11 protein-coding genes are annotated in these 14,199 nt (G+C 43.4%); 9 read left to right on the top strand and 2 right to left on the bottom strand.

Going from position 1 to position 14,199, the window contains the following annotated elements; translation table 11 throughout:
• The first annotated feature begins 504 nt into the window (after positions 1-504).
• The 7 genes from fabI to V5G28_RS32830 all read left to right on the top strand — a co-directional run bounded on the left by fabI (position 505) and on the right by V5G28_RS32830 (position 10,082).
• A complete protein-coding gene (gene fabI, locus V5G28_RS32860) occupies positions 505-1,281 on the top strand; it encodes an enoyl-ACP reductase FabI (protein ID WP_073633267.1) in 777 nt (258 codons plus the stop codon).
• 117 nt (positions 1,282-1,398) lie between these two features.
• Entirely contained in the window at positions 1,399-2,067 is a 669-nt protein-coding gene (gene hisB / locus V5G28_RS32855; protein WP_332991595.1) for an imidazoleglycerol-phosphate dehydratase HisB, read from the top strand.
• A gap of 276 nt (positions 2,068-2,343) precedes the next feature.
• Entirely contained in the window at positions 2,344-3,333 is a 990-nt protein-coding gene (locus tag V5G28_RS32850) for an ABC transporter ATP-binding protein (RefSeq protein WP_332991593.1), read from the top strand.
• A 472-nt stretch (positions 3,334-3,805) separates the two neighbouring features.
• Positions 3,806-5,422: a polysaccharide biosynthesis/export family protein gene (locus V5G28_RS32845; RefSeq protein ID WP_332991591.1), complete on the top strand. Its 1,617-nt coding sequence runs from the start codon at positions 3,806-3,808 to the stop codon at positions 5,420-5,422.
• A gap of 253 nt (positions 5,423-5,675) precedes the next feature.
• Complete coding sequence (locus V5G28_RS32840; protein WP_332991717.1) at positions 5,676-7,319, top strand: alpha/beta hydrolase; 1,644 nt, start codon at positions 5,676-5,678, stop codon at positions 7,317-7,319.
• A 519-nt stretch (positions 7,320-7,838) separates the two neighbouring features.
• Positions 7,839-9,068 (top strand): RNA-guided endonuclease TnpB family protein, encoded by a 1,230-nt coding sequence (locus V5G28_RS32835; RefSeq protein WP_332991589.1) that lies wholly within the window; start codon positions 7,839-7,841, stop codon positions 9,066-9,068.
• Positions 9,069-9,236: 168 nt separating this feature from the next.
• Positions 9,237-10,082 (top strand): SPFH domain-containing protein, encoded by an 846-nt coding sequence (locus V5G28_RS32830; protein WP_096565154.1) that lies wholly within the window; start codon positions 9,237-9,239, stop codon positions 10,080-10,082.
• A gap of 2 nt (positions 10,083-10,084) precedes the next feature.
• On the opposite strand, the gene folP is transcribed toward V5G28_RS32830, so the two are convergent.
• Both folP and tpiA read right to left on the bottom strand, forming a co-directional pair.
• Positions 10,085-10,945: a dihydropteroate synthase gene (gene folP, locus V5G28_RS32825; RefSeq protein ID WP_332991587.1), complete on the bottom strand. Its 861-nt coding sequence runs from the start codon at positions 10,943-10,945 to the stop codon at positions 10,085-10,087.
• Positions 10,946-11,108: 163 nt separating this feature from the next.
• Positions 11,109-11,834: a triose-phosphate isomerase gene (tpiA, locus tag V5G28_RS32820; RefSeq protein ID WP_332991585.1), complete on the bottom strand. Its 726-nt coding sequence runs from the start codon at positions 11,832-11,834 to the stop codon at positions 11,109-11,111.
• A gap of 236 nt (positions 11,835-12,070) precedes the next feature.
• On the opposite strand from tpiA, the gene V5G28_RS32815 reads away from it, so the two are divergent.
• Positions 12,071-13,552 carry a GTP-binding protein gene (locus V5G28_RS32815; RefSeq protein ID WP_332991583.1) on the top strand — a complete coding sequence of 494 codons (1,482 nt, stop codon included), beginning with the start codon at positions 12,071-12,073 and terminating at the stop codon, positions 13,550-13,552.
• 70 nt (positions 13,553-13,622) lie between these two features.
• Positions 13,623-14,195 (top strand): hypothetical protein, encoded by a 573-nt coding sequence (locus V5G28_RS32810; RefSeq protein ID WP_332991581.1) that lies wholly within the window; start codon positions 13,623-13,625, stop codon positions 14,193-14,195.
• Positions 14,196-14,199 lie beyond the last annotated feature (4 nt).

Below are 14,199 nucleotides of genomic sequence, written 5' to 3'. Positions count from 1 at the left end.
GAAAAACTAAAACCGATTCCCTAAGAATACACCTGAAAAATCAATCACACATTGTCAACGTTTTTGTACTTTCCTATACTTATCATCTTTGCCTTACAGTTATTTGTTCATCATAATACATAATTTTTAGTCTTTAGATCTAGTCCTTTTTAATAGTTAATTACAAAACTTCTTTTCAAAAGTTTTATGAAGTAAAAAAAATAGACATAGTAATTCTATTGAAGGTATGAAAAGGTTCTTGATAATGGTATGTGGCCGATAGGGAGAAAAATCCTATTGACTACCTAATACCTACTATCTACTACCTACTTTCAACCAGCTACCGCAAGACGAGACAATCATTAATAACCGCTATATGTTGACCATGTCTTAAAAATTAAGTGTGAATTGTGTTGTATCAAAAGTTTACTGAAAAATCATGTTTGCAAATAGTACCCAAAACAAAGACAAATTGGTGTCAGATTCTAGTATGCTCAAGCATGAATGTTCACATTAAGAATTTCTATGCTGGATCTCACCGGAAAAAATGCCTTAGTAACGGGAATCGCAAACAACCGCTCGATCGCCTGGGGGATAGCCCAACAACTACACAAAGCAGGAGCTAACCTAGGCATTACATATTTGCCAGATGAGAAAGGCAAAATGGAGAAAAAAGTCGCAGAACTGGTAGAACCGCTAAACCCTAGTTTGTTTCTTCCTTGTAATGTCCAGAACGACGAGGAGATTAAATCTACCTTCGATACGATTAGCGCTAAATGGGGGTCTTTAGATATTCTTATCCATTGCCTTGCCTATGCCAACAAAGATGATCTAAGTGGAGATTTTAGCCAAACCTCCCGTTCTGGCTTCAATCTAGCTTTAGAGGTCAGTACCTACTCCCTAGTGCAACTCGCCGGATATGCTAAACCTTTGATGACACAGGGAGGAAGTATCGTCACTCTCACCTACCTAGGAGGTGTGCGGGCAATTCCCAACTATAATGTGATGGGAGTTGCCAAAGCAGGGTTGGAAGCGAGCGTGCGATACTTAGCAGCTGAGATGGGTCCTGTAAATATCAGAGTGAATGCCATCTCTGCCGGTCCGATTCGGACTTTAGCCTCTAGTGCTGTAGGAGGCATTTTGGATATGATTCATCATGTGGAGCAGATTGCTCCTTTAAGACGCACCGTCACTCAGCAAGAAGTGGGCAATGCGGCGACTTTCCTATGTAGTGACTTGGCAAGTGGAATCACAGGGCAAGTCCTGTACGTGGATGCAGGATATGAAATCATGGGAATGTAAAGTTAGTATTGCTATTTGTTAACTCATAATCACTATTTGTCTATTTACCATTAGCGATTAGCTGTTAGCAAATGGCTCTGACCCATTACTCTATAGTAAGCATAAGCTAGGTTCTGTATGCAAATAAGCGATGCCTCCGCTAAGGACTCCGTCCTACGCCAAATTCTCCCCTCACACAACGAAGCGCCTCCCAATGGCGATCGTATTGCCGAAATTAGCCGCACGACAAGCGAAACAGATGTCTATGTCAGAGTTAACCTCGATGGTACAGGTGTTTGCAATGCAGCAACCGGCATTCCCTTTTTAGATCATATGCTGCATCAAATCACCTCCCACGGGTTATTTGATTTGGAGATCAAGGCGACCGGGGATTTGCACATTGATGACCACCATACCAACGAAGATGTAGGTATTACCTTGGGTCAAGCTATTAGCAAGGCACTTGGCGATAAGAAAGGTATTGTCCGCTTTGGTCATTTCTTTGCACCTCTTGATGAAGCACTCATTCAGGTGGCGTTGGATTTTTCTGGACGCCCCCACCTTAGCTATGGCTTGCAAATTCCCACTCAGCGAGTGGGAACTTATGACACCCAACTAGTACGCGAATTCTTTGTGGCTTTAGTGAACCACACCGAAATGACACTGCACATTCGCCAATTGGATGGCATGAATTCCCATCACATTATTGAAGCAACATTTAAGGCATTTGCCAGAGCAATGCGGATGGCAGTAGAAATCGATAAGCGTCGTGCAGGTATGATTCCTAGTTCTAAGGGGATGCTGTGAACAAGCAGGGGAGCAAGGGAAACCAATTCAAAATTCACGCATTCATAAAGTAGGGCATTATGAGTCTCCCTCAGTCCCTCCCTCCGTTCGGAGTTCGGCGAAGGCTCACTCGAGCCGCTGAGCGCTCACGGACGTTCGGCGAAGCTCAGTCGAGCCGCGAAGCCGTCACTCCCTCATCCCCTATTGAGAGGACATTCGTCAATAAGGTGTTATTATTGTCAGTCAACTGGGTAATTTATCATTACATCGTATTTTTGCTGTAGCCGTAAGCACAACATGATGTCTGTTGCAGACGCCCCCGACTCTCAACTAAATACCACAGGCATTCCGCCTGTTGTCCTAACTTCTGAGTTGCGAAAAGTCTATCGTACTGGCTTTTTTTTGAATCAAAAAGTCGTATCCCTCAAAAGCTGTTCTTTGAAAGTTTATAAGGGAGAAACTTTTGGGTTACTTGGACCGAATGGTGCTGGAAAAACGACGCTGTTGAAATTGTTGCTGGGGATTATTCGCCCAACGTCAGGACGGGGATTGCTTTTGGGTAGACCATTGGGCGATCGCAGTGTTAAAGAACGCATCGGCTATCTCAGCGAAAATCCTTATTTGTATGACTACCTCACTGCTTGGGAATTTTTACAAGCAGCAGCTGGGCTGTTTCAAATTCCTAAAAAAGTACAACGTCAACGCATTCCTCAACTGTTGGAATTGGTGGGGTTATCCCAAGCAGACGCCCGCAAAAAGCTGCTTCGTCGCTATTCTAAAGGAATGCTACAGCGTGTCGGTATGGCACAGGCACTCATCAATGACCCAGAGCTGGTGTTTCTTGATGAACCGATGTCCGGTCTTGACCCTGTGGGGCGTTACCAAATGCGCGAAATTATTGTGACGCTTAAAGCTTCAGGTAAGACGGTTTTTTTCAACAGCCATATTCTTAGTGAAGTTGAGCAACTTTGCGATCGCGTTGCTATCCTTGCTCAAGGAGAACTAATTTCCTCTGGTTTCCTTAATGAACTATTAGGAACAAGTAATGTATATCATGTCCAAGGTCAAGGTGGTGATTGGGAAATTCTCAAAAAATGGGTTCCCAATCTAGAGTATCAGCCTAATGGTTCTTGGCTAGGTGAAGTGCAAGGCGATGCTTATGATTTTCTTGCCAGTCTTCGCTTGATGGGAGGGCAACTCATTGCCATGAATTTGTCTCGTCCTTCTTTGGAGGAGTTTTTTGTCCAACAAATCCAAAGACATAACAACTCTCAAAGGATAGTTTGACGGGGATTCTGCTAACCTTATTTACTCACCATCCTCAGTCAGATGCTCTTTGTATAACTATTAAAAACAACGAATAACGTATAAATAAATAGGAAAATTCAAAGCTTTGTCTGTTTTTCCTAATATTTTTATTGTAGTTTCATGCTGCTTAGATACCACCACCTATTACTTACAAATCCTACTTTTATTACCCGTAATATTTGCTAAAGAGGAATATTTTTGTTTATACTAATAGTGAAGTGCAAAATCAATCATATAAAGTGTAATGAAAACCACAATATTTTAAAGAGTAGGTATGATAAATATTCAACTTTAAATGAACTTTACTAAAAGTTCAAAGACAATAAACAATTATGCTCCTGAAAAAGAAGATTCTTTAAGAAGAGATGATTGTGAGGAACTTGAATAGGTAAGAAGAGTCAAGCTAAAAATGTTTAGAAAGTACTTTACTAAATAGTAGTCTTAGGTAAATATGGATAATGCAAGGTTAAAATTTATCAGTAAACCATTCGGGGGTGTGGTACTGTTAACTGTTGTTCATATCGCGTTTCCGTCTGTTAGCTTAGCTCAGAATCAAGTCAAACAACCAACAACACAAATAAAAACAAGTCCTCAAAGACAAGCCGTACCAACAACGACGCAAATAAAAACAACTTCTCAAAGCCAAGCCGTACCAGCCGCAACAAATAGACAAACGCAAGCCGCACCATCAACGTTACAGAAAGATACAAACTATACCCAGAGACAAACCGCACCAGGCACAACGGGTAGGGTAGATACAAACTATACATTAGCAGGCGGCGATCGCATCAGAATCAGTGTATTTGAGGTTCCAGAGTATTCAGGCGAGTACCAAATTCCGCCGGGTGGAGGGATAAACTTACCTCTGATTGGCACTGTATCCCTGTTAGGGCTAACAACAGAACAATCAGCTGACTTAATTACTCAAAGATACTCTCGCTATCTCAAGCGTCCTATTATATCAGTCAATCTTTTATCATCCCGTCCCATCAATATTAATGTTGCCGGAGAGGTGACACGTCCAGGAGGCTACAGTCTCAGCTTACAAGGAGGCGCGGGTGATAATCCTGGTGTGCAGTACCCCACTGTATTATCGGCATTGACGACAGCTCAGGGAGTGACAGCGAGTGCGGACCTGACAAGAGTGGAATTACGGCGTCAGTTAGGACGCGGTCCACAGCAAATCCTCACCCTCAATTTGAAGGAATTCTTACGAACAGGCACATTACCACAGGATATTACTTTGCGAGATGGAGACACCATCTATGTGCCAATGGCAAGCAACTTAGACTTGGCAGAGGCACGAAATTTATCCGCAACTACCTTTGCCGCAAACCCCACCACACCCCGTACAGTCGCAGTCGTTGGTGAAGTTGTGCGTCAGGGAACCTATCTTATCACCCAAGGTGCTGCAGAAGGGTCAGGCACCACAACCGGTGCGCCTACCATATCAGGTTTGCCCACTGTATCACGGGCGCTGCAATTAGCTGGGGGAATCACGTCACAAGCGGATATTCGCAATGTCGTGATCCGCCGCCCCACAAGAACTGGTGGAGAACAAAATATAAAAATTGACCTGTGGAAACTTTTAGAAAGTGGTGACATCAATCAAGATCTGATTGTGCAAGACGGAGATACAATTTATTTTCCAACTGCAACCGAAATCAACCGATCAGAAGCGACTCAATTAGCGACAACAACTTTATCCCCCTCACGCATTCAAGTAAACGTGGTCGGCGAAGTCAAAAGAGCAGGACCAATAGACATTCAGCCGAATAGCTCCTTAAACCAAGCAATACTTGCTGCAGGTGGATTTAACGATGCAAGAGCTACCAGGGCTAATGTAGATTTGGTTCGCCTCAATCCTGATGGTTCTGTGACCAAACGTCTAGTAAAAGTAGATTTAACAGCAGGAATTAACGAGCAAACGAATCCCATACTTCGCAATAATGATGTTGTGTTAATCAGCCGGAATGGTCTAGCTAAGACTTCTGATACCATCAACACTGTAGGAGGACCTTTAGGTACTATCTTGAGTATTATCAGATTTTTCGGAATCGGCTTTTAAGATCGGGACTGGGAAATGCTCTGGGATTGGGTACTGGGGACTGGGGACTGGGGACTGGGGAAATGCTCTAAAATTTGGGGGGAGTTAAAGCCCCGGACATAATTTTTCGTTTGATAACCATTACCCCAATCCAAGGGTCCCCAGTCCCCTTTACCCCCTTTGCGTCCCCAGATTTCCAGGAAACTGTATTGCGATTAGGAAAGTCATAAATTTTGCGCCACTATGAAAGCGTGACTAATGACTCATGACTTATATGCAGTTTCAGCTTGGCAAACATTCGCGTAAGGCATCCTGGCGACAAAGATTACTCTCTGTTTTGACGCTTACTTTGGGATGGGGTGTTGGAATACCCTCAACTCTGGCAGCCCAAACAGTCACCATCCGCCTTGGTCCATTTCAGCAGTCGGTAGCGATCGCAGATTTAGAAAAATTTGTCAAAACCGGGACACTACCATCCGGGCTAGAAGTTTTGTCATCGATGCTCACGCCTGAAGTCAGAGGACTTTTGACGAAACGGTTGGAGATCAATCCTGCTTTTGCTGATAAATTTGTTGACGAGCTTGTGCGATCGCCAGGAGGTAGAGAATTTATATCATCCATAGGTGGAGTTATACCAGGCAGTACATCAGAAAGTATCAAGGCAACCCTGAATTTCGCACTACGCCAGGCAAACGGTTTTAACGCACTCAGCTTCTTGCGAGCTTACCCAGGAGAGAATATTACCGTAGACGCCACGAAAGCTATCGGTTTGGCTGTTGATTTTAACCCAAATAACTTACAAAGTCAAGCTTTTGGTCTCTTACTAGAACGAGACTTGTCTGCTGAAAGTAGCATACCCTTTAAAGCAGCATTCAATCCAGCAGCGCTCGGTTCTGAAGCAGTACAGCAGCAGACAATCATTTTGAATGACCGACAGCGTAACCGTACGATTCCTGTAGACATTTATTCGAGTCAGGGAAACGCCGAAAACCCACTGGTTGTCCTTTCCCACGGGTTTGGGGGAAACCGAAGATTTTTGAGCTATTTGGCGCGTCATTTAGCTTCTTATGGCTTGACTGTTGCTGCTGTTGAACATCCTGGTAGCAACGCCAACGCTGTCAGTAGAGCCTCAGATACACAGAATTTGGGACAGCTGCTAAGAGCAACTGAATTTATTGATCGACCAAAAGATGTCAGCTTTACGTTAAATGAACTGGCAAAACTCAATACTCAACCTGGACAACTTCAAGGAAAGTTAAACACCAAAAAAGTCACTGTTATCGGTCACTCCTTGGGAGGTTACACCGCTTTGGCTTTGGTGGGGGGAGAGGTAGACTTAGAGGAGTTGCGTAAATTTTGCAAAGATTCTTTAAATATTGGCGAAGCTCCTGGTGATTGGTTGCAGTGTGCGGCGGCTTCCTTACAAGAGAGAAAACTGAGGTTACAAGATCAGCGAATCAAGAGTGCGATCGCTCTCAACCCCCTAGTTGGAAACCTCTTCGGCAAAAAAGGTCTGGCTCAAGTCAGCAAACCAGTCTTAATCTTAACTGGAACCGAAGACGCCCTGACTCCAGCGCTGAAGCATCAGATAGAACCTTTTACCCAACTGCGGGGTGAGAAGTATCTGTTAACTGCGATTGGTGGTACTCACTTAAGTATTAGCGATCCAATATACCCAACAAGTGCAGCCACCACTATTGTTAAAGAACGAATAGGCGAAGAAACCAAATCTTTACGTCAATTAACTCAAGGAGTGACTTTAGCATTTATCAAGCAATTAACACCAGAAGCAAAAATTTACCAACCTTTTTTAACACCAGCTTACGCTCAATCTCTCTCTACATCCCAGCTACCCTTGCGTCTGGTTTCCGAATTACCAGCAAGTATCAAACGGTGGCTAGAGCCTATCGATAAATAGTATAAGGATGGCAATTGATTGGCACTTTGTGTGAAAAAATTTCATCACACAGACTCACTGCGCCCAAAAAAGCCCAAAAAAGGCCAAAAAACAGGGCTAATGCTCTGATTTTCTTGTGGGGTGGACATCTTGTCCGCCCTAAACCAAAGACGGGCGACGGAGTGCGGCACGTACTGCGACATCCATCCCACAAGAATGGTTATAGATGTAGTCTACAACGATTCATTGTGTGGCGATGGTGCAAAGTACGAGGGGCATCGCCTGTACGTTTTCTGGAAAGTATGTTCGATATCATATCAGTAGAATAATTATACAAATTGTATTTGCATACCCAACTCCCTTGGTGATTTAACGAATTTGATGGAATTCCCGCAACCAATGCGGTGGGGATGGATAGTCGGGAAATTGTGAGGTACATCCTTTATGGATGTACCTCACAATTTCCAAATTTATCCAGATATTACTTTACTGCTAACTACATATACTAGTAGAATCAACAAAACAAGGAGGTGATATTGAGTGCTACACAAAGCTGTACAGGTTCGTTTATATCCATCAAAAGAACAACAGATACAACTAGCTCAGACGTTTGGTTGTGCGCGTTGGTGGTGGAATTATGCTTTGAATAAATCTATTGAAGTTTATACAGAAACAGGGAAAGGACTTGGACAAGTGGCACTCAATTCACTATTACCAAAACTTAAAAAAGAAAAAGATACGGAATGGTTGGCTGATTGTTATAGCCAGGTTTTGCAGGCTACAACACTCAATCTGACCACAGCATACAAAAATTTTTTTGATAAACGTGCTGGGTTTCCCAAGTTCAAATCCAAACATGGTAAACAGTCAATTCAGTATCCTCAAAACGTCAAAATAGTAGAGGGCAATGTCAAACTTCCAGGTAATATCGGAGTAGTCAAAGCCAAAATACACAGACTGATTTCGGGGAAAATCAAAACTGTTACCGTTAGCAAAACGCCATCGGGGAAATACTTTGCATCTATCCTAACTGAAGTAGAATGTGAAAATTCATCTACAACAGAAGGTAAGATTTATGGCGTTGATTTAGGGTTGAAACACTTTGCTGTTGTCACAGACGGTAAAAAGGTGTCCAAATATGATAATCCTAAGCATCTTGCCAAACACGAGAATAATCTCAAGCGCAAACAACAAAAGCTAGCACGTAAACAAAAGGGAAGTAATTCACGCTACAGATATAGAAAAGTTGTTGCCAAAGTGTACGAACGCCTTAGCAACTCGCGGCAAGATTTTCTACATAAACTTAGTTACAAGTTGGTCAGCGATAGCCAAGCTGTCATAGTAGAGAATCTTCATGTCAAAGGCATGGTTCGTAACCATAACTTGGCGAAAGCAATCTCTGATACTGGATGGGGAACATTGACCAACTTCTTAGCCTACAAACTAGAACGCAAAGGTGCAAGGTTGGTTGAAATTGATAGGTGGTTCCCTAGTTCCAAGCTCTGTTCTAAGTGTTTTTACCAAGTCAAAGAGATGTCGTTAGACGTAAGGGACTGGACTTGTCCGAACTGTGGCGCTCATCATGACAGAGATGGAAATGCAGCCATTAATATTAGAGTAGAGGGTATCAGAATGCTAAAGGCGGAAGGTTCAGCCGTCTCTGCTGTAGGAGGGGAGGTAAGACCAAAGATGGGGCGAAAGTCTCATCTGAGGCACTCCCCTATGAGTACAGAAGCCCCGTCCACCCGGAGCCGCGGGGTAGTTCACTAGCCATGTCCAATCCTAAGTACCTGTAAATCTTTACATTTCCCAATAGTCTTGCCTGGTACCGCAACTTGTGATATTAACATTACACATTCTGGACATTAGACTGAAGATAGGACATGGTAGTGCCGCGTCCTTACAGTTAATGCCACTAAACGCTAAATAGGAGAATACATGGAACCGATTATTGCCATAGTCTTAGTCCTTATAGGATATGCATTAGGCTCTGCAAAACTTATTAATCAGGGGAATGAAGCCTTAGTGGAACGCTTGGGGCAGTATCATCGGAAACTGAGACCAGGGCTAAACTTCATTGTTCCCTTGCTCGATCAAATTGTGATGGAGGACACAACGCGCGAGCAGGTATTGGACATCAAGCCGCAAAATGTGATCACCAGAGATAACATCTATCTAGAAGTAGATGGGGTTGTGTACTGGCGGATCAGAAATATAGAGAAAAGCTTTTACGAAATTGACGATCTCCAACAGGGGTTAGCAACCTTAACTACAACCACGCTTCGAGAAATCATTGCTCAGAACAGCTTGGAGGAAACCAACTCATCCAGAGTGGACATGAACAGAGCCTTATTAGAAGAGTTAAATCGGACAACGGAACAGTGGGGAGTTGAAATTCTCCGGGTAGATATTCAGAGTATTACACCGCCTGAGAGCGTACGCAGGTCAATGGAAGAGCAGCGGGCAGCTGAAATTAATAGCCGCGCTGCAATTTTAGAAGCAGAAGGGCAGCGACAAGCCGCAATTAAGAAAGCAGAAGGTACAAAAACCTCAATGCAGATAATTTCTGACGCTTTGCGTACCAATCCCGAAAGCAAGGAAATTCTGCGGTATCTTGTGGCTCAAGATTACATCAATGCCAGTTACAGACTTGGTGAAAGCCCAAATGCCAAAGTAGTCTTTGTAGATCCAGGCAAAACTGGCGACATGATGAACGAGTTGGTGAAAGAATCGGCAACGGAGGAAGGTGGTAATGGCAAGAGTACCGAACGTGGTGCTAGCTAGTTTTAGGTTAGGACTGACGAAGATTGTCGCAAGATTGCGTCAGCAACTAACAACACATCGCGCATTTCTTTAACATCGTGAACTCGGAGGATATCAGCGCCATTAAAGATAGCAGCACAACACGCCGCCGCCGTTCCCCAGACTCGGGCTTTCGGGTCTGGTTGATTTAAAATACGACCAATAAAACTTTTACGTGATGCTCCTACTAAAATCGGGCAGTTGAGTTGACGCAATTCGGATAAGCGGCGAAAAATTTCTAAATTTTGCTCATAGTTCTTAGCAAAGCCAATACCTGGATCAATAATTATTTTTCGTTGATCAATACCCGCAGCCACTGCTGCGGCAATTTGTTTTGCCAAAAAACTATAAATTTCCTGTATTAAATTCTGATAATCTGTGAATTGTGCCATTGTCTGTGGGTTTCCTCGGATATGCATCAATATAATTGGCACATCCATTGTAGCTACACTGGACAACATTTCTGGGTCAAACGTACCGCCGGAAATGTCATTAACTATATCCGCACCGGCTTGCACAGCAGCCTTGGCAACTACTGCCCTTGTTGTATCTACAGAAATTGGTACTGATATCTCTTTTCGTAGAACCTGTACCACTGACAAGACTCTGTCAAGTTCTTCTGCAACAGTGATTTGCTGTGCCCCTGGTCGAGTTGATTGTCCACCAACATCGATAATATCAGCACCACCTGCTATCATTGCTTGCGCTTGTGCTAAAGCAGCAGTGGTTGTATTGAATTTGCCACCATCACTAAAACTGTCAGGCGTGACATTGAGAACGCCCATGAGGTATGTTCGCTGTCCCCACTCAAAACAGCGTTCTCGAATTATCAAATTGGGTGTCATAAGATTTGCGCTCTAAACTTGTTCCTAGGCTCAGCCTGGGAACGCTTGACTAGAGGCTCAGCCTCCAGATTTCCGGATGACTTTTGCTAGATTTTACATGAGACAGAGCCTCACTGTATGCATTCCCTGGCTGAGCCAGGGAACGAGAAAAAATGTACACAAATCACCGATAATTCACGAGTCTGGCGAAACTTGCAGGTTCCAAACTTGCCCCTCCCACCAGAACGCCATCAATTTCTGGTTGATCCATGATTTCGTCTATATTATTCGGCTTTACTGAACCACCGTATTGAATTGGCACACCAGGATTGCTCAACTGGCTGCGAATTAAACCGATAACCCGATTGGCTTCCTTGGATTCACAAGTGTCGCCGGTGCCGATCGCCCAAATTGGCTCGTAAGCAATCACCAAATTCTCCTGATCTACATCCACTAAGTCTTTTTCTAATTGGGTGATAATAAGTGATTCTGTTTCTCCCGCATCTCGTTGTTGTTTAGTTTCACCTACACATAGAATTGGGGTAAGACCAAACCGTTGAGCAGCTTTGAGGCGCAGGTTGACGGTATAGTCCGTTTCCCCAAAGTATTGCCGCCGTTCGCTATGACCGACAATAACATAGCGCACCCCAATTTCCGTGAGCATCAGTCCGGAAATTTCACCGGTATAGGCTCCACTCTCTTGCCAATGGACATTTTGCGCCCCTAATTGTACACGGCTTCCATGCAAATTCTTGGACAAAACGTTTAAATCGGTGAAGGGGACGCATAATACCACTTCTCGGTCTTGGGGGGTTTCGTCCAAGCTGGGCAGAAATCCTTTTAAAAACTCCAGGGATTCTGCCTGGGTTTTGAACATTTTCCAGTTACCGGCAATAACTATTTTTCGCACAGGTGATTTCGTCAATAACAATATCGCTACTAGATGCATTCTTCAGTTTAGGACTTTTTGTTAGCCATTAGTTAATTGTTAGTTGTCAAAAAGTTTCACTAACCACCTGCCTACGTACTCATTTCCCCGCGTCCCCAATCTGCTGCTAAAAATTACTAGGATGGTAACGGGGTTTATTAAAATTTATCAGCTATAAGTAGCTTAAAGTAACTTAAAATTTAAAATCCAAAATTGATATGACTTCAACATTGCCCGATCCACATCGTAGCGATTTGCCCAACAGTGGCGAAAATCCTCTCAACTGGGAGGAAGAACTCGATAGTGCCATTTTCACTTTTGATGATATTCAAGCAGAACTTAACTATAAACAGGCACGAACGGCACTACAAAATTTGGTAGGTCATCTTGACCTCACTCAAGAGGAAAAAAACGGACTTGAGACGGAAATCGCGGATTTGGAAACAATGCTCTCGAAGTTAGAGCGTATGGTGGTGCAAATAGCTGCTTTTGGGATGGTGGGACGCGGCAAATCATCTCTACTCAATGCTTTGGTGGGGCAACCAGTGTTTGAAACAGGTCCCTTGCACGGTGTCACCCGCAATGCTCAAACCGCAAGTTGGAGTATTACTGAAGAAGCAATTGGGGAAACAGAACGTGCTTTACGAGTGACTTTATCGGGAACTGGTCAATCTCAAGTGGAATTGATAGATACCCCAGGGTTAGACGAGGTAGATGGTGAAACCCGCACCGCATTAGCTCAACAGGTGGCAAAACAAGCAGATCTGATTCTGTTTGTGATTTCTGGCGATATGACGAAAGTTGAACACGAAGCCCTTGCCCAGTTACGAGAAGCGGGTAAACCGATCTTGCTAGTGTTTAACAAAGTAGACCAGTATCCCGAAGCAGACCGGATGGCAATCTATGAAAAAATCCGGGATGAGAGGGTGCGGGAATTACTTTCACCCGATGAAATTGTTATGGCAGCAGCATCGCCGTTAGTGAGGACAATGGTTCATCGTCCTGACGGTACTAGAGGTGTGCAGGTGCGTACAGGTACTGCCCAAGTCGAGGAACTGAAGCTGAAAATTTTGGAAATTCTGCACCGCGAAGGTAAAGCTTTGGTTGCCCTCAACACAATGCTGTATGCTGACAACGTCAACGAACAATTGGTGCAGCGAAAACTAAACATTCGAGATACAAGTGCCAATCAGTTGATTTGGAAAGCGGTGATCACTAAGGCAATGGCGATCGCTCTCAATCCTGTCACAGTTATAGATATTCTCAGTGGTGCAGTCATAGATATCGTCCTGATCCTAGGTTTATCCAAACTTTATGGCATTCCTATGACCGAAGCCGGAGCCGTAAAATTATTACAAACAATTGCCTTCAGTATGGGTGGTATCACTGCTAGCGAACTGTTGGCAAACTTGGGGTTGAGTTCGCTGAAAACATTACTCGGTCTATCTGCACCTGCCACTGGGGGCGCGTCCTTGGGTGCTTATGTGTCAGTAGCGCTGACTCAAGCTGGTGTGGCTGGCGTTTCTTGCTATGGTCTTGGGTATGTAACCAAAGCGTATTTAGCCAATGGGGCAACTTGGGGACCAGATGGTCCTAAAGCTGTAATTAGTAAAATTTTGGGAACGCTTGATGAAGGTTCAATTCTCAACCGTATTAAGGATGAATTGCGATTGAAGATAAAAGTTCAAACGACAAAATAATCGCTTTAAAGAGCAGATGCTGCTTGGCAATTTTTCACCAATAGCTAATCTCTTGAATCAATAGACAGCTATGCAACCCGATTTACAAGACTTATATATTACACAAGATGACTTGAAACAAATAGCTGACCTAAGTCCTAGAGATTTGAAAGCTTATGAAAAATTAAAATATCCTGGTTTTGCACTTGTACCACTTTTAGGCGAGTATGTACAGCAGATATTGTTTTTTGGCTGGGGATTAATTCCTATTGCTTACTTGATTAAGTGGAGATTATTCAGAGAACATCAGAAAAATATTCTTAAAAAAATTGATAATTATCATGCAGTATTAAAAGCAATAGATATTAATGACCAGCTAGAAGCGGCGGGAAACCAAGGAGTGAGTTTAACTGAGCGAGAAAAAGCCATAGCCCTACTAAAAACCACGAGAGCTAATTTAATTTGTGCGTTAAAAACAGAACGTATTTTGAGGAAAAATAAGGAATTTATTGCTGTCAATACAGAACTTTTGGATAGCAACCTCACTGCTATCCAAGCATTACAAGTCAGCCATGATGCGAGAGAATATGTACGACAACTTGATGAAGCTTTAAAAATTACACAAGACGTGGAAGTAGAAATAAGAAAATTAGAAGAGGATTAAAAGC

The sequence above is a fragment of the Scytonema sp. PRP1 genome, assembly GCF_036697665.2.
GTDB lineage: Bacteria > Cyanobacteriota > Cyanobacteriia > Cyanobacteriales > Nostocaceae > Kalymmatonema > Kalymmatonema gypsitolerans.
The sequence above is the reverse complement of the archived record's forward strand: the minus strand, read 5'-3'. Positions and strand labels throughout refer to the sequence as shown.

Bases quoted from the DNA above. Each gene is read 5' to 3' on its own strand.
- fabI (WP_073633267.1), top strand. From the start codon at position 505: ATGCTGGATCTCACCGGAAAAAATGCCTTAGTAACGGGAATCGCAAAC.
- hisB (WP_332991595.1), top strand. From the start codon at position 1,399: ATGCAAATAAGCGATGCCTCCGCTAAGGACTCCGTCCTACGCCAAATT.
- V5G28_RS32850 (WP_332991593.1), top strand. From the start codon at position 2,344: ATGATGTCTGTTGCAGACGCCCCCGACTCTCAACTAAATACCACAGGC.
- V5G28_RS32845 (WP_332991591.1), top strand. From the start codon at position 3,806: ATGGATAATGCAAGGTTAAAATTTATCAGTAAACCATTCGGGGGTGTG.
- V5G28_RS32840 (WP_332991717.1), top strand. From the start codon at position 5,676: ATGCAGTTTCAGCTTGGCAAACATTCGCGTAAGGCATCCTGGCGACAA.
- V5G28_RS32830 (WP_096565154.1), top strand. From the start codon at position 9,237: ATGGAACCGATTATTGCCATAGTCTTAGTCCTTATAGGATATGCATTA.
- folP (WP_332991587.1), bottom strand. From the start codon at position 10,945: ATGACACCCAATTTGATAATTCGAGAACGCTGTTTTGAGTGGGGACAG.
- V5G28_RS32815 (WP_332991583.1), top strand. From the start codon at position 12,071: ATGACTTCAACATTGCCCGATCCACATCGTAGCGATTTGCCCAACAGT.
- V5G28_RS32810 (WP_332991581.1), top strand. From the start codon at position 13,623: ATGCAACCCGATTTACAAGACTTATATATTACACAAGATGACTTGAAA.